A 14,177-nucleotide genomic window follows, 5' to 3' on the forward strand; every position below is an offset into this window, starting at 1 on the left:
GGACAGGGAGACTACGTTGGGCCAGGTGATCAGGGTTGTGCTGGTCGACGACCAGGAGCTGATGCGGGTCGGGTTCCGGATGGTGCTCGGCGCGCAGGAGGACATGGAGGTCGTGGGGGAGGCCGGGGACGGCCGCGCCGCCATCGAACTCGCCGAGAGGCTGCGGCCGGACGTGGTGCTGATGGACGTCCGGATGCCCGTCCTCGACGGCGTCGAGGCGACGAAGGTGATCACCGAGCGCGGCACGTCCAAGGTCTTGGTGATGACGACGTTCGACTTGGACGAGTACGCCCTCTCGGCGCTGCGCTGCGGCGCGAGCGGGTTCCTGCTCAAGGACACCCCGCCGAGTCACCTGGTCTCGGCGCTGCGGTCGGTGGCCAGCGGCGACGCGGTGGTCTCGCCCAGCGTCACCCGCAGGCTCTTGGACCGTTTCTTGGGCCCCGGTGGCGGTGAGCTTCGGGACGCGTCGGTCTTGGAGGTCCTGACCGAACGGGAGCGGGAAGTCTTAGTGCTGATGGCGCAGGGACTGTCCAACACGGAGATAGCGCGCAAACTGTTCCTTTCCGAGGCGACGGTAAAAACGCACGTTGGTCGTGTCTTGTCCAAGTTGGAGTTAAGAGACCGCGTGCAAGCTGTCGTCCTGGCTTACGAAACCGGTCTAGTCCGCCCCGGCGACGTCTGAACTGTCCACGATGGCTGAACTGTCCAGGATGGCGCAGTCACCGAGTTCCCGGACCAGGTTCGCGGCCAGTGTCCAGGGAATGTCCGGGTGGCCGAAGGTCAGCACCACATGGTCCATCGCCCGGGGAAACGGCTTTCCCGGCACGTAGTGCGCCCCGGCGATCCCGACGATCGGGCAATGCCGCGCCCTGATGACCGCGTGCCCTTTCCGCAGCGCCGGACAGGCGCGCACGGCTATGCGTAGACAGGTAAGACAGATCGGTGGTTCGGTGACGCCCATGCCGTTGGGCCACCCCGGCCAGTCCCCTCGGTGGTCCTTGAGGACCCAGAGCACACCGTCGTCGTCCTGGTCGGCTGGCCCGCCGCACACCTGACAGAGCAGCCTGCGCATGGCCCGCCGCTGCCGCAGGGAATTGACCTTGCCGAACTCGGCCTTACCGCGACCAGGACAAGATGGATTCCTAATCCAAAGAATCCCATCGCCGTCGCGGTCGCCCATGGTTTCGTCGGCGTACCCGATCCCCCGACCATCTTTTCGCGCAACCACCCGATTGGGCGGCATATTCTCCCCACTCCAAGCGGTGATATAAGGAACAATGACACCACCAACCTTGCGGCGTCCGTATTCGTCGGGGTTGACCATCCCGCCTGCTTGTGCAGAGTGCACGCCGATGCCTCCTTGCCAGCCTGATACCGTCCGCCTTTGCCACCTCGCAAAGTGTTGACGAAACCTGACAAGACGAACAACGGACTTGCGCTAGGCGCAACGGGTGAACCCTGTGGCATTCCGGTTAACGCTATGCTGTTACCGGCCGACAAAAATGGAGATCCCATGGCTCGAACCCCGAAGGCACGAGCACTCGGCGCGGCCCTGCGTGAGGCCCGCGAGAAGAAAGGCCTGGTCATGCGCGAGGTCGCGGCGGCCATCAACCGCGACATCGCGGTGCTCTCCCGCTGGGAGACAGGCGACCGGACTCCCCAGCCCGAGCAGGTCGCGCGGATTCTCACCAAGCTTGGTGTCAGCGGTGAGGACTACGACCAGATCATGACTCTCGCCTATGGCACGGACGAGTCGCAGTGGGTGGCGACCACCCTGCCGGAGCAGCGGCAGCAGATGGCCGCGTACGTCGACTGGGAGCAGAACGCCACCAGGATCGTCGAGGTGGCCCCGTTGCTGATCCCCGGCCTCCTGCAAACCAACGACTACATCCACGCGATCATGACCGCTGGTGGCGTGCCAGCGGGCGAGATCGCGTCGAGGATCACGTACCGGATCGGCCGCCGGGAGGCGATCACCAAGCACCGCCCCGCCAACCTCTTGGTGCTGCTAGGACAGAGCGCTCTCAACCAAGAGATCGGCGGTAAGCAGGCGATGATCGAGCAACTGCAACACCTGCTGGAGATGGCGAAACGCCCCAACATCGAGTTGCGCATCGTCCCCGACCAGCGTGGTTGGCACCCCGGCTTGGAAGGCGCGTTCGCACTCATCGAGTCAAACCACATCACGAAGAAAACGAGCACGTCCATCGTGTTCATGGAGACTCGCCGCTCGGTGCTCATGATGCACGAGGACTACGACGTGAACGCCTACCGACAAGCCATCGAGAAGATCATGGAAGTCTCCCTGGACCCCGCCGCGTCCGCCAAGTTCATCAAGGGTTTCCACAGTAGAATGGAGAAAAGTCAGTGACAACTGAGCACACCTGGCGCAAAGCGCGACGCAGCCAAAACGGCCCAAACTGCGTCGAACTACGCAACACCCTCGACCAGGTACGCGACTCCAAAAACACCACCGGCCCCACCCTGGCCGGCAACATCCCCGCCCTAGTCCAGGCCATCAAGGCAAACCGTCTCATCCCCTGACTGCCCCGGTGCCCCCTGCGCTGCGCGCAGGGGGCACCCCCTCACTTCGGCTGCACAGCGTCGTAAATCTGTTTCGCGGCCTCCCGCGCACCATCCCGACACCGCTCGCTTTTCGGGTCCTCGTCCTGAAAGCTCGTAACCATAAAAGCGTTATCGTCGATGACTTCCAACGTGCACATGTCGGCTCTTACCGAAGGCCTCCAGCGGGCTTCCGAACCGATGCGCACTGTGGTTTCTATTTCCGTTCCGGCAAAGACATCGCTTGTGTGCCTATATTCACTCACTTGACCGATGAAAGTGATAAACTGGTTATCGCCGTCCACCACGCCACCAAAAGTGCAATCTAGAAGTAGTCCCATTCGATCCGGGACCCCCTTCCTTTGCACCGGCGGCGGCAGGCCAGGCGCCTTCCGTTGAAGACCTGGGCAACCCGTGAAGGTGTCCAACGGATATTTGAATGACTCCCGAAATGTGGGCGTCGGATAATACTGGGGACCGGGAATGCCACAGCCACCGCCGAACATCACCACCGCGACCGCCATACCGGCGACCGGCCGTTTCCAGGTGCGCTGGGGATTTGCACTCATGACCATCCTCGTAATCTCAGACAACGACCGCCTGCGGCCATTTCCCCGTGTCGAACGCGGAGTCGGTCATCATGGCCTGGAGATCCCGCACCTTGCTGAGCGCTTCCGCGCACCTCTTCGCAATGCCCACCAGGTTATCCAGCGACTGGTGACGAGGTTCCCAACGGCTCCCGCGAGATCACTGACCGCAAAAGGAATGCCGATTACCGTCGCCGTTTCGGACCGCAGCAGTGGCGACTCAACATTGTGCGGCGAAATCCGAAACAGAGTAGCGTGCGCGGCTCAGCGGTATTTCGCCGCGTCCACCGTCGACGGATCGAGACCGGGCCGGACAACCTCGGCCGCCCACCGCCCCCAGTCCGGCTGGGTGCCGTCGACGTCGGTGAACCCGTACTCGCGCATGAGGGTCCAACTGGCCAGCGTGCGGCCCGCGAACCGGGACACGTCCGGGTCCGCGGCCAGGGCGGCGACCGCGCGGCCGAGGTAGCGCGGGGTCTCCGACATGACGTAGTTGGGGTCTTCCGCTTCGCGCCAGTTTTCTTCGGTGACCTTGAAGTGCTCCAGCATCATCTCCGACCGCAGAAACCCCGGTGTCACCGTCAACCCGGTTGCCCCGTGTTCTGCCAGGTCCTTGCCCAGCACCCGCCCGATCGCCCGAATGCCTGACTTGACCAGGAAATAGGGGATTCCCACTCCGTACTGGTACTCGTCGTCATCCCCGTCGGTCACCTCGATGACCAGCCCACCCGGCTTCGCCACCACCAACGGCAAGAGCCGGTGCAGCGCCAGCAGATGCGTCTCAAGCCCGTTGCGCACAACCCCAAGAGCCTTGTCCAAATCAGACTCCCAGAACGGCTTCTCGAACTCCACGAACTGATCGCCACCCCAGACATCATCGACCAGCACGTCGATCCGCCCATGCTCGCCAGCAACCTGATCCCGTAGCGAGTCCACATCGGACAGACTCATGAAGTCACACCGAACCGGAATCCCCGTCCCACCCGCCGCGTCAACCAACTCGGCGGTCTCCTCAATGGTCTCCTTCCGATTCATCGGAGACTTCCCCGCCCGCGTAGTGCGCCCGGTGACATACACCGTCGCCCCCGCCGCCCCCAACTCGACCGAGATCCCCCGCCCACAGCCCCGAGTCGCCCCCGTAACCACAGCCACCTTGCCCGCCAACGCCCCTGCCATGTCACTCCTTACGGTCCCAAGAACTCCACACAACCGCGTGCTCATCGCAGTGTGGCGGGTCGGGGTGACACTTGAACCGGAAGCCATGGCGCCGGAGGATCACTCCACCGCTAGACGCGCCTCCACAGGCTTGGATCAGGGAAGCTGGGCGGCCACGGCCTCGGCAACCTGGGTGCTGATCGGGCATCCCTGTTCGTGGCCGCTGTTGGCGATGGTGATCACGTCGACGCGGGCGGTGTCGGTGACCGAGACAGCGATGACACAAGCGTCGCCGCGTGCGCGCTGGAGCTTGGCGGGTCGGCTGCCGATGGTGGTGTCGGTAGCGGCGCCGAGTGAGGTGTCGAACTCACTGACGCCCTGGGTGTTCCGAATGGTGATGCCCACGCTGTAATCGGATTCGGCATGGCTCCATAGACAACCCCGCGCGCTGCTGGTGTCATCGTTTCGTTCTTTGACGAGTTTGAGTTGGGTCTTGAGCGTGTCAGGGATCAAGGTGCAGGGGTCGGTGTCGGTCAGGGGGCTGTCCGGCTTCGCCGGCTTGCTGGTGGTCCGGGGGCTGGTCCGGGCTGTGCTGCTGGTGGCCTGGGTGGTGGTGTCCTCGGGCAGGGGTGTGCCGGGGGTGTCGCTGGAGCACGCGGCCAGGGTGGCGGCGAGGGCGACGGTCACCGGTAGGGCGAGCAGCAGGCGGGGGGCCGGGGTGGGCAACGGTGTCCCTTTCTGGCGATGGCTGGTCAGGTGGTGAACTTGCCCTGGGCATCGTCGTCGGCGTTGCGGTAGTTCGCCATAGCGATCTTGATGCTCTCCTCGGCCTCGGTCAGAACGTCGTTGAACTTTTCCAGTTGGGTGAGGAAGCCCTGGTCGTCGGTGGCGACCTGCACCAGGTACGGCGCCATGATCTTGGCGTTGTTGCTGCTGCCCAGCTTGGGCTCCTGAGCAAGCTGATTGAGCTTGTGGGCAGAAGCTTGGTACCAGTCTTGCATCTCGCGGATGGCGGCCAGGATGGCGTCGCCGCCGTGTTGGTTGACGGTGAACTCGCCTGCTCTGGCGCTGGCGGAGAACTTGCTCATGTTCTTGGCCAGGCCGTCCATGTCTGCCCACTCCATCGTCGTGTCCCCCTGGTGGAATCCGTTGGTGCGGAATCCGATGGTAGCGACGGGGTGCGACAGCGGTGGGCGGTTTGCGTGGAGCCGGGTGCGGCACGTGTGGGTTGTGCTCGGGCTCACGAGGGTCGGCGTGGGGGACATGGGCCAGGGTGACCCTGGAGTTGGTCAAGCCGCTGGTCAGGGCTGGTCTCAGGGCAGGCCACCCGCTTGCCGTCCCCGACGGGACGGCGTCCCGGATCAGGGTCTTCCTCAGGGTGGTCACGGATTCCCCCACCCCGTCGGCTGATGGAGGCTACGTCTGCAAGGTGACCCGGGTAGCGACCACAGGACGACGCGCGACGGCGGCGTGGCGGAACAGGATGGCCGGGTCATGAGGGGAAGGCGCATGGGCGCGCGAAGACGATGAACTGGGAGCAACCATGATCGAGGCAGTCGGCCTCACCAAGCGATACGGGAAGACGCTCGCCGTCGACAACCTGTCGTTCACTGTCCCGGCCGGGCGGGTGACCGGCTTCCTCGGTCCCAACGGCGCCGGGAAGTCCACCACTATGCGGATGATTCTTGGCCTCGACGCGCCCAGCGGGGGTTCGGCGTTGATCGACGGTAAGCACTACCGCGACTTGCACCACCCTCTGCGGACGGTGGGCGCTCTGTTGGACGCGAAGTGGGTGCACCCGAACCGTTCGGCGCGGGCTCATTTGCAGTGGATGGCGAAGTCCAACAAGCTCCCGGCCAAGCGCGTGGACGAGGTGCTGGAGATCGTGGGGCTTACCAGTGTCGCGGGTAAGCGCGCGGGTGGGTTCTCTCTTGGTATGTCGCAGCGGTTGGGGATCGCGGCGGCGTTGCTGGGTGACCCGCAGGTCTTGCTGTTCGACGAGCCGGTGAACGGCTTGGACCCGGAGGGCATCCTCTGGATTCGCAAGTTCATGCACCGGCTGGCCGAAGAGGGCCGCACGGTCTTCGTGTCCAGCCACCTGCTTTCCGAGATGGCGTTGACCGCGCAGGAACTGGTGGTCATCGGCCGCGGCAAGCTGATCTCGCAGAGCACCACCGAGGACTTCGTCGCCCAGGCCACCGAGAACACCGTGCGTGTGCGCAGCCCGCAGCTCGCCGCGTTGCGCACCGCGCTCGGCCGCGCCGGAGTGTCCATTCGGGACGAAGGTGAGAGCCTGATCGTGTCCGGGATGGACTGCGCGGAGGTCGGTGAGCTGGCGGCGTCGACCGGTGCGGTGCTGCATGAGCTGAGCCCGCAGCGCGGGTCGCTTGAGGAGGCTTTCATGCAGCTCACCGGTGACTCCGTCGAGTACCACACCGAGATCGCCGACGGCCAGGTTCCGGCGACCCTTGTCCCGGCGGGGAAGTGACGACATGACTCTGCTCGCAGTCGAACGCATGAAGCTGTTCACCACCCGCTCGCCGTGGTGGTGCGCCGTGCTAGCCCTGGCGGTGACGGTCGGGTTCGCCGCGCTGATGGCGGGCACGGCCAACGCCGAGTCGCCGATCAACATCGCGGCCACCCAGTTCGGGTATGGCTTCGGCCTGATGGTGATCATGGTGATGGCCGCGCTGGCGATCACCACCGAATACCGCTTCTCCACCATCCGCGCCACCTTCCAGGCGATCCCCAATCGAACCGCCGCGCTGCTCGCCAAGACCACCGTGGTCGCGCTGCTCGCCGCGGTCATCGGTGAGATCGCCGCCTTCGGGTCGTGGGCGATCGCGACGGTGATCGAGCCGACCGCCGACCTGGCGATCAACACGCCGTTCGAGTGGCGGGCGATCGCGGGCATCGGCCTGGTCTACGGGCTCGCCGCGGTCATCGCGGTGTCCGTGGGGGTGCTGGTGCGGCACTCGGCTGGCGCGATCTCGGTGCTGCTGATCTGGACCTCGCTCCTGGAGAACCTGATCATGCTCATCCCCCGGGTCGGGCGCGACATCCACCAGTGGCTGCCGTTCAACGTCGCCCACCAGTTCGTGACCGGCGACCCGGACCCGAGCGAGCGGGCGATCCAGGACGGCCCCGGCCTGTCCGACGCGGTGCTGAGCCCGTGGCCCGCGCTGGCCTACTTCGCGGGTTTCGCGGCGGTGCTGCTGGTCATCGCGCTGGCCGTGGCGAACAAGCGGGACGCATGATGACCCTGCTCGCCACCGAACGCATCAAGCTGTTCACGACCCGGTCGCCGTGGTGGTCGACGGTGCTCGCGCTCGGCGTCACCGTCGGGCTCGCGGCGATGGTCGGCCTGTCCCACGACGGCCCCCGGCCGCTCACGCTGACCCAGACCCAGTTCGGCACGCAGTTCGGGCTGATGGTGATCCTGGTGATGGCCGCGCTGGCGATCACCACCGAGTACCGCTTCTCCACCATCCGCGCCACGTTCCAGGCGATCCCCAACCGGACCGCCGCGCTGCTGGCCAAGACCACCGTGGTCGCGCTCTTGGCCACGGTGCTCGGCGAGATCGCCGCGTTCGGCTCGTGCGCCGCCGCGAAGATCACCGCGACCAACACCGACCTGGCGCTGACCACGGCGGACGACTGGCGGCGGGTCGCGGGCGCCGGCCTGGTCTACGGCATCGCCGCCGTGCTGGCCGTCGCGGTCGGCATCCTCGTGCGGCAGTCGGCTGGCGCGATCTCCGTGCTGCTGATCTGGGTGATGCTGGTCGAGAACCTCGTCGGCCTCATCCCGCGGGTCGGCGCCGACATCCAGGAGTGGCTGCCGTTCATCGCCGTGCAGCGCTTCCTGGGCAACCCCGGCCCGGACCCGGTGCTGGGGCCATGGGCCTCGCTGGCCTATTTCGCAGGCGTCACCGCGGTCCTGCTCGTCGTCGCGTTGGGGAGCGCGGCGAAGCGGGACGCGTAGCCTGCCGGTCCCGCCCGCCTCGGGGGAGAGGGCGGGACCATCTCGGGGACGGGAACCCGGGCCACCAATCGGGGGATGGCCCGGGTTCCCGCACGTCCGGCAGGGTCCGGGCGGGCGTGCCAAGATCGGTCCCATGTTGGGGATCGGGGAATCGGCATGATCGAGGCCACCGGGCTGACCAAGCACTACGGCCGCACCGTCGCGGTCGACCACCTGTCGTTCACCGTCGAGGCCGGGCGGGTGACGGGCTTCCTCGGGCCGAACGGGGCCGGGAAGTCCACCACCATGCGGATGATCCTGGGGCTCGACCGGCCCACCTCGGGTGACGTCCGCATCGACGGCAAGCACTACCGCGACTTGAAGCTGCCTCTTACGACTGTCGGGGCGCTCTTGGACGCCAAGTGGGTCCATCCGAACCGGTCGGCGCGGGCGCACCTGCGCTGGCTGGCGAAGGCGACCAAGCTGCCCCGCACACGGGTGAACGAGGTCCTCGACCTGGTCGGGCTCGGCTCGGTGGCGAACAAGAACGCGGGCGGGTTCTCCCTGGGCATGTCGCAGCGCCTGGGCATCGCGGCGGCGCTGCTGGGCGATCCGAAGGTGCTGCTGTTCGACGAGCCGGTCAACGGGCTCGACCCGGAGGGCATCCTCTGGATTCGCCGGTTCATGCACCGCCTGGCCGCTGAGGGGCGCACGGTGTTCGTCTCCAGCCACCTGCTGTCCGAGATGGCGCAGACAGCGCAAGACCTCGTGGTGATCGGCCGCGGCAAGCTGATTTACCAGGGCACGGTAAGCGACTTCGTGGAGAACGCCACGGAGAACACCGTCCTGGTCCGCAGCCCCGAGCTGACCCGGCTCGCCGACCTGCTGCGCGCCGACGGCGTCCAGGTCGTGGAGGACGGCGACTCGATCCGCGTCACCAACCTCGCCAGCTCCGAGATCGGCGAACTGGCCGCGGCGCACCGGATCGTGCTGCACGAGCTGAACCCGCAACTCGGCTCGCTGGAAGAGGCGTTCATCCAGCTCACCGGCGAGTCCGTCGAGTACCACGCGCACGACAAGGAGCCCACGGCATGAGTCTTGTCGCCGCGGAGCGGATCAAGCTGTTCAGCACCCGCTCGCCGTGGTGGTGCGCGCTGGTGGCGATCGCGCTGCCCATCGGGTTCGCCGCGCTGCTGGCCAGCCAGGGCGGCGACGAGGTGCCGCTGACGGTCGGCACCACGCAGGCGGCCAACGGCCTCGGCCGGGCGGTGATCATGGTGATGGCCGCGCTGGCGATCACCACCGAGTACCGGTTCGGCACGATCCGCAGCACCTTCCAGGCCACGCCGAACCGGGTGTCGGCGCTGCTGGCGAAGACGGCCGTGGTGACGGCGCTGGCCGCGGTCATCGGCGAGTTGGTGGCGTTCGGGTCGTGGGCGGTGTGCCGGTGGATCAAGCCGGAGGCCGACCTCGCGCTCGACACCGCGGACGACTGGCGCTCGGTCGCCGGCGTCGGCCTGGTCTTCGCGTTGACCGCGGTGTTGGCGCTGGGCGTGGGCATCCTCGTGCGGCAGACCGCGGGCGCGGTGGCGCTGCTGCTGGTCTACTCACAGCTCGTCGAGGGGCTGGTCACGCTGATTCCGCGGATCGGCGACGACATCCACCAGTGGCTGCCGTTCTTCGCCGCGGACCAGTTCATCGGCAACGACGCGAGCGGCCAGCCGCCGCGCGATCTCCCGCTCGGCCCGTGGGGCTATCTGGCGTACTTCGCCGTGATCGCGATCGCCGTGCTCGCCGTAGCGATCATCACAGCCAACCGGCGGGACGCATGAGGTCTTCCGACTCTTGCGCCAAGAGGCGGAGTTTCCTACAACAAGCACAAGGATTAAGACCACGTTAAGAAGCTGTGAGGACCCCCACAGCTTACGGACGCGGCTTACCGTCCCGGGGTCAGATGGACACACGGACCCGTCTCGGAGCCCTTGGAGGTGGACCTTGACGGTGCTTGATTCCAGCGCGTCGAAGAAGCAGGCCCCGCCCGCGCAGCGCGGTCGGAACCGTGGCCTGCACGTGGAGCCAATGATCGGCCTCGAATGGTCGGAGGCTCTCGAACAACCCAATGGCACCCCAGCGGGGTCGCCAGCCGAAGCCCGCAGAGCCTGGGTGCACCGCGCGCCCGAGGCTCAGGTCCTCGCCCTCTACCGCGCGGCCTCGACCGCCGAACCCGAACTGCCCGCGCCCTGGTGGCTGCGCGCGGTCGCGTCCGGCGGCCTCGGCTCCCGCCGGGAGGGGTTCCTGATCGAGGACCGGGTCGCCAAGCTCCTCGACGCCCGGCCAGGGTGGGTTTTCGTGCCCTGGGGCGTCGATGGCGACTCCGGGTACTGGGAGTACATGCCCTCGGAACGCATGCTGGCCGAGCCGGGCATGCCGACCACCCTGGCGCACACGGACCGGCACGGCGGCTGGATCGACGTGGTGCGGGTGCACGCCGGTCCCGCGCCAGCGCCGATCGCCGTGGGCGGGCTGGCCGACCTGCGGTCCAACCTGTCGCGCCTGGAGTCCCTGAGACCCTGACGACGGCGGGGTGGCAGGCTGTCGCCGTGACACCCACCGACCAGGAGCCGCGCAAACGCAGTGTCGTGAGCTTCGTGCACCGCGGCGGCCGGATGACCGTCGGCCAGGCGAAGGCTTGGGAACGGCACTGGCCCGAGTTGGGCAGGCAGGTGCATGACCTGCCGGACGGCCCGCTCGACGCGGACTCCTGGTTCGGCCGGTCCGCGCCGCTGCTGCTGGAGATCGGGTCCGGCATGGGCGAGACCACCGCGCGGCTGGCCGAGGCCGCGCCGGAGGTCAACTACCTGGCCGTCGAGGTCTACCAGCCGGGGCTGGCGCAGCTGATGCTGCGCGCGGAGGCCCTGGGGCTGACCAACCTGCGGCTGCTGCGCGGTGACGCGGTCGTGCTCCTCACCGAGCACATCGCGCCCGGCTCGCTGTCCGCGGTGCGGATCTACTTCCCCGACCCGTGGCCGAAGAAGAAGCACCACAAGCGGCGGCTCGTGCAGCCGGAGTTCATCGCGCTCGTCGCGTCCCGGCTGGCCCCCGGCGGCACCGTGCACCTCGCCACGGACTGGGAGAACTACGCCGAGCAGATGCTCGACGTGCTCTCCGGGGAGCCGCTGCTGCGCAACCGGCACGCGGACTGGGCGCCGCGGCCGGACTGGCGCCCGGTGACGAAATTCGAGTCGCGGGCCCGCGAAGAGGGCCGCATCAGCCGAGACTTGATCTTCGAGCGGGTGTCGGGCTGACGTTGTGTGACGTTTAACGCGCGAGAAACACACGACCGAGTAGTCGAGTTCGGGATCTTCTGAACCGATACCCCTGATGTGACTGCTCTGCGCGATGACCTGATCACCCAGCCCGCGGGGCGGTCCGACCGCGACTCGCCGCACGGCTTGATCCACGCCGCGGAGCAGTTCCTGCGGATGTTCCACAACGCCCGGCCCAACGCGGGCTACATCAACAGCAGGCTCGCCAAGGTGCGCGCCGAGATCGCGGCCACCGGCACCTACCGGCACACCCCCGCGGAACTCGCCTTCGGCGCGCGCGTCGCGCTGCGCGAGAGCGGCTGGTGCCCGGAGGACGTGCCGTGGCGCGGCCTGCTGGTGCGCGACCTGCGCTCGGTCCGCGACGCGGCCGAGGTCGCCGACGAATGCGCCCGGCACCTGCGGATGGCCGGTGGCGACGGGGCGGTGCGGCCGATGGTGAGCGTCTTCGCACCCGACTCGCCCTGGCGGCCGGGGCCGCGCATCCGCAACGACCAACTCGTCCGCTACGCGGGCTACCGCGAGCCGGGAGACCAGGCCCGCGTCGTCGGCGACCGCCGCTACGTCGACTTCACCACCGGTGTGTGCAGGCTCGGTTGGCGCCCGCCCGCCGGGCGCGGCGCGTTCGACCGGCTCCCGCTCGTCGTGGAGACCGGCCACGAGGGCGTCTCGCTGCACACGATCCCGCGCGAGGTGGTGCTGGAGGTGCCGCTGGCGCACCCGGACCTGCCGTGGTTCGCCGAGCTGGGGCTGCGCTGGCACGCGGTGCCGGTCATCAGCAACATGCGCCTGCACATCGGCGGCATCGACTACCCGGCCGCGCCCTACAACGGGGTCTACATCTGCCGCGCCATCGGCGAGGACGTGCTGGCCGCGGACGACGCGTACGGCCTCGGCCCGGTGATCGCGGAGAAGCTGGGGCTGGACACGACCTCCGAGCGCACCCTGTGGCGCGACCGGGTCGCGGTGGAGCTGAACCGGGCCGTGCTGCACTCGTTCGACGCGGCCGGGGTCACCATCGAGCACTCCGCCGAGGTGTACGTGCCCGCGATGGAGGCCAACGGGCACCCGGCGTTCCTGCGGCAGGTCCCGGTGCGCGCTCACTGAGCACAGCGGCAGTGGCAGGATCGGGGTCATGAGCCTGCGCCTGCGCGCCCCCGTGGTGCTGCCCTGCGACCCGACCTGCTCGGTGCTGCGCGACGCCGTGGTGGACATCGACGACACCGGCCGAATCGTCCACTGTGGACCCTTCGCCGATGCCCCCGCGTTCGACGGCCCGGTCCGCGCGCTGACCGGAATCCTGCTGCCGGGCCTGGTCAACGCGCACGCGCACAGCCCCATGACGGTGCTGCGCGGCATGGGCGGCGACCTGCCGCTGATGCGCTGGCTCACCGAGGTCATCTGGCCCGCCGAGGCCCGGCTGACCCCGGAGGACATCCACGCGGGCATGGTCCTCGGCTCCGTCGAGATGCTCCGCGCGGGTGTCACCACCAGTGCCGAGATGTACTTCCACGGCGAGGAACTGGCCCGCGCCGTCCTCGACACCGGCGCCCGCATGGTGCTGGCCCCGGCGATCATCGACGCCCCCGGCTGGGACTGGCGGGCGCTGCTGGCCCAGGCCAGCGCCTGGATCGACGCCGACGGCCTGCGCTTCGGCCCCGGCGACCGCGTCGAGATCGGCTACGGCCCGCACTCGGCCTACACGCTGCCCCCGGAAGCCCTCGCCGAAGTCGGCGCCGCCGCCCGCGAGCGGGGCGCGCTCATCCAGATCCACGTCGCCGAGTCACTGGGCGAGGACACTGCCCAGCGGGAGCGCCACGGTTCCGTCCCCGCCCTGCTGGACGAGGTGAACCTCCTCGGCGGCCGAGTGCTCGCCGCGCACGCCGTGCACCTGTCCGACACCGACATCGCCCTGCTGGCCCACCACGGCACAGGCGTGGCCCACTGCCCGGCCTCGAACGGCAAACTGGCCTCCGGCATAGCCCGCGTCCCCGCCCTACGCGCAGCGGGCGTCCCGATCGGCCTCGGCACCGACGGCCCAGCCAGCAACGACGACCTGGACCTATGGGAGGAGCTACGCCTAGCCGCCATGCTCGCCCGACTGTCCACACTAGACTCAACGGCACTGAGCGCAGCCGACGTCCTTCTGATGTCCACCCGAGGCGGCGCCAAGTCCCTACACCGCGACGACATCGGCACCCTCACCCCCGGCACCTGGGCCGACCTCACCCACATCGACCCCGACCACCCAGCCTTCTCAGCGGGCTTGGACGTCCCCGACCCCCAACTCCTGTCAAACCTAGTCTGGGCAGCAGGCTCCCGAACCGTACGCGACGTATGGGTAGCCGGAGAACAGGTCCTCTCAGACGGCGAACCAACCCGCGTGGACCGAGCAGAGGCGCAAACGCTGGCAGGCAAGGTAACCAGCAGACTCCTGTCAGCCTGACCCCCCAACCTGCCCTGCTCTGAACCGCCGAAAACAGAACAACAAACACACGCTCCTGCCAACCGGCACCAACGCCCGCCAGGTGCTCGATGGGGTGGAGTGGTTTCTTCGGGGGAGAAGGAAGATCGCTAAGCTGGCTCCGC

Annotated in this window: 17 protein-coding genes; 12 read left to right on the plus strand and 5 right to left on the minus strand. The window is 67.9% G+C overall.

Features of this window, described 5'->3' with window-relative positions; genetic code table 11:
* The first annotated feature begins 25 nt into the window (after positions 1 to 25).
* Positions 26 to 682 carry a response regulator gene (locus tag ACZ6SD_RS02025; protein ID WP_465315019.1) on the plus strand — a complete coding sequence of 219 codons (657 nt, stop codon included), beginning with the start codon at positions 26 to 28 and terminating at the stop codon, positions 680 to 682.
* Here the strand turns inward: ACZ6SD_RS02025 and ACZ6SD_RS02030 are convergent.
* Positions 659 to 1,180 (minus strand): hypothetical protein, encoded by a 522-nt coding sequence (locus ACZ6SD_RS02030; protein WP_465315020.1) that lies wholly within the window; start codon positions 1,178 to 1,180, stop codon positions 659 to 661. The two genes, ACZ6SD_RS02025 and ACZ6SD_RS02030, sit on opposite strands and share 24 nt — an antisense overlap.
* 333 nt (positions 1,181 to 1,513) lie before the next feature.
* Here ACZ6SD_RS02030 and ACZ6SD_RS02035 point away from each other — a divergent pair, with 333 nt between their 5' ends.
* Together ACZ6SD_RS02035 and ACZ6SD_RS02040 are read left to right on the plus strand one after the other, a co-directional pair.
* Positions 1,514 to 2,371: a helix-turn-helix domain-containing protein gene (locus ACZ6SD_RS02035; RefSeq protein WP_465315021.1), complete on the plus strand. Its 858-nt coding sequence runs from the start codon at positions 1,514 to 1,516 to the stop codon at positions 2,369 to 2,371.
* Entirely contained in the window at positions 2,368 to 2,544 is a 177-nt protein-coding gene (locus ACZ6SD_RS02040) for a DUF397 domain-containing protein (protein WP_465315022.1), read from the plus strand. The genes ACZ6SD_RS02035 and ACZ6SD_RS02040 overlap by 4 nt, the downstream gene beginning before the upstream one ends.
* 41 nt (positions 2,545 to 2,585) lie before the next feature.
* On the opposite strand, the gene ACZ6SD_RS02045 is transcribed toward ACZ6SD_RS02040, so the two are convergent.
* The 4 genes from ACZ6SD_RS02045 to ACZ6SD_RS02060 all read right to left on the minus strand — a co-directional run bounded on the left by ACZ6SD_RS02045 (position 2,586) and on the right by ACZ6SD_RS02060 (position 5,413).
* On the minus strand, positions 2,586 to 3,131 hold the full coding sequence (locus tag ACZ6SD_RS02045; RefSeq protein WP_465315023.1) for a hypothetical protein: 546 nt from the start codon (positions 3,129 to 3,131) through the stop codon (positions 2,586 to 2,588).
* A gap of 282 nt (positions 3,132 to 3,413) precedes the next feature.
* On the minus strand, positions 3,414 to 4,325 hold the full coding sequence (locus ACZ6SD_RS02050; RefSeq protein ID WP_465315024.1) for an SDR family oxidoreductase: 912 nt from the start codon (positions 4,323 to 4,325) through the stop codon (positions 3,414 to 3,416).
* A 135-nt stretch (positions 4,326 to 4,460) separates the two neighbouring features.
* Complete coding sequence (locus ACZ6SD_RS02055; protein WP_465315025.1) at positions 4,461 to 4,991, minus strand: DUF3558 domain-containing protein; 531 nt, start codon at positions 4,989 to 4,991, stop codon at positions 4,461 to 4,463.
* A gap of 65 nt (positions 4,992 to 5,056) precedes the next feature.
* Positions 5,057 to 5,413 carry a hypothetical protein gene (locus ACZ6SD_RS02060; protein ID WP_465315026.1) on the minus strand — a complete coding sequence of 119 codons (357 nt, stop codon included), beginning with the start codon at positions 5,411 to 5,413 and terminating at the stop codon, positions 5,057 to 5,059.
* Between the two features lie 434 nt (positions 5,414 to 5,847).
* On the opposite strand from ACZ6SD_RS02060, the gene ACZ6SD_RS02065 reads away from it, so the two are divergent.
* From ACZ6SD_RS02065 to ACZ6SD_RS02105, 9 genes are all read left to right on the plus strand, one after another.
* Complete coding sequence (locus tag ACZ6SD_RS02065; protein WP_465315027.1) at positions 5,848 to 6,792, plus strand: ABC transporter ATP-binding protein; 945 nt, start codon at positions 5,848 to 5,850, stop codon at positions 6,790 to 6,792.
* A gap of 4 nt (positions 6,793 to 6,796) precedes the next feature.
* Positions 6,797 to 7,561 (plus strand): hypothetical protein, encoded by a 765-nt coding sequence (locus ACZ6SD_RS02070; protein WP_465315028.1) that lies wholly within the window; start codon positions 6,797 to 6,799, stop codon positions 7,559 to 7,561.
* The gene (locus ACZ6SD_RS02075; protein WP_465315029.1) at positions 7,561 to 8,286 is read left to right on the plus strand and encodes a hypothetical protein; all 726 of its coding nucleotides are present in this window, start codon (positions 7,561 to 7,563) and stop codon (positions 8,284 to 8,286) included. The genes ACZ6SD_RS02070 and ACZ6SD_RS02075 overlap by 1 nt, the downstream gene beginning before the upstream one ends.
* 156 nt (positions 8,287 to 8,442) lie before the next feature.
* On the plus strand, positions 8,443 to 9,360 hold the full coding sequence (locus tag ACZ6SD_RS02080) for an ABC transporter ATP-binding protein (RefSeq protein WP_465315030.1): 918 nt from the start codon (positions 8,443 to 8,445) through the stop codon (positions 9,358 to 9,360).
* Positions 9,357 to 10,097, plus strand: a complete 741-nt coding sequence (locus ACZ6SD_RS02085; protein WP_465315031.1) for a hypothetical protein — start codon at positions 9,357 to 9,359, stop codon at positions 10,095 to 10,097. The genes ACZ6SD_RS02080 and ACZ6SD_RS02085 overlap by 4 nt, the downstream gene beginning before the upstream one ends.
* Before the next feature lie 247 nt (positions 10,098 to 10,344).
* Complete coding sequence (locus ACZ6SD_RS02090; RefSeq protein WP_465315239.1) at positions 10,345 to 10,839, plus strand: hypothetical protein; 495 nt, start codon at positions 10,345 to 10,347, stop codon at positions 10,837 to 10,839.
* Positions 10,840 to 10,931: 92 nt separating this feature from the next.
* Positions 10,932 to 11,570, plus strand: a complete 639-nt coding sequence (gene trmB, locus ACZ6SD_RS02095; protein ID WP_465315240.1) for a tRNA (guanosine(46)-N7)-methyltransferase TrmB — start codon at positions 10,932 to 10,934, stop codon at positions 11,568 to 11,570.
* Positions 11,571 to 11,648: 78 nt separating this feature from the next.
* Positions 11,649 to 12,695: a nitric oxide synthase oxygenase gene (locus tag ACZ6SD_RS02100; protein ID WP_465315032.1), complete on the plus strand. Its 1,047-nt coding sequence runs from the start codon at positions 11,649 to 11,651 to the stop codon at positions 12,693 to 12,695.
* 28 nt (positions 12,696 to 12,723) lie between these two features.
* Positions 12,724 to 14,034 (plus strand): amidohydrolase family protein, encoded by a 1,311-nt coding sequence (locus ACZ6SD_RS02105; RefSeq protein ID WP_465315033.1) that lies wholly within the window; start codon positions 12,724 to 12,726, stop codon positions 14,032 to 14,034.
* Positions 14,035 to 14,177: the final 143 nt, after the last annotated feature.

This window comes from Actinokineospora sp. NPDC051303, assembly GCF_055586285.1.

What these genes read in the sequence shown, in the direction of transcription:
- ACZ6SD_RS02030 (WP_465315020.1), bottom strand. Translation starts at nt 1,180, where the DNA reads ATGGGCGACCGCGACGGCGATGGGATTCTTTGGATTAGGAATCCATCT.
- ACZ6SD_RS02035 (WP_465315021.1), top strand. Translation starts at nt 1,514, where the DNA reads ATGGCTCGAACCCCGAAGGCACGAGCACTCGGCGCGGCCCTGCGTGAG.
- ACZ6SD_RS02045 (WP_465315023.1), bottom strand. Translation starts at nt 3,131, where the DNA reads ATGAGTGCAAATCCCCAGCGCACCTGGAAACGGCCGGTCGCCGGTATG.
- ACZ6SD_RS02050 (WP_465315024.1), bottom strand. Translation starts at nt 4,325, where the DNA reads ATGGCAGGGGCGTTGGCGGGCAAGGTGGCTGTGGTTACGGGGGCGACT.
- ACZ6SD_RS02060 (WP_465315026.1), bottom strand. Translation starts at nt 5,413, where the DNA reads ATGGACGGCCTGGCCAAGAACATGAGCAAGTTCTCCGCCAGCGCCAGA.
- ACZ6SD_RS02065 (WP_465315027.1), top strand. Translation starts at nt 5,848, where the DNA reads ATGATCGAGGCAGTCGGCCTCACCAAGCGATACGGGAAGACGCTCGCC.
- ACZ6SD_RS02070 (WP_465315028.1), top strand. Translation starts at nt 6,797, where the DNA reads ATGACTCTGCTCGCAGTCGAACGCATGAAGCTGTTCACCACCCGCTCG.
- ACZ6SD_RS02075 (WP_465315029.1), top strand. Translation starts at nt 7,561, where the DNA reads ATGACCCTGCTCGCCACCGAACGCATCAAGCTGTTCACGACCCGGTCG.
- ACZ6SD_RS02080 (WP_465315030.1), top strand. Translation starts at nt 8,443, where the DNA reads ATGATCGAGGCCACCGGGCTGACCAAGCACTACGGCCGCACCGTCGCG.
- ACZ6SD_RS02085 (WP_465315031.1), top strand. Translation starts at nt 9,357, where the DNA reads ATGAGTCTTGTCGCCGCGGAGCGGATCAAGCTGTTCAGCACCCGCTCG.
- ACZ6SD_RS02090 (WP_465315239.1), top strand. Translation starts at nt 10,345, where the DNA reads ATGATCGGCCTCGAATGGTCGGAGGCTCTCGAACAACCCAATGGCACC.
- trmB (WP_465315240.1), top strand. Translation starts at nt 10,932, where the DNA reads ATGACCGTCGGCCAGGCGAAGGCTTGGGAACGGCACTGGCCCGAGTTG.
- ACZ6SD_RS02105 (WP_465315033.1), top strand. Translation starts at nt 12,724, where the DNA reads ATGAGCCTGCGCCTGCGCGCCCCCGTGGTGCTGCCCTGCGACCCGACC.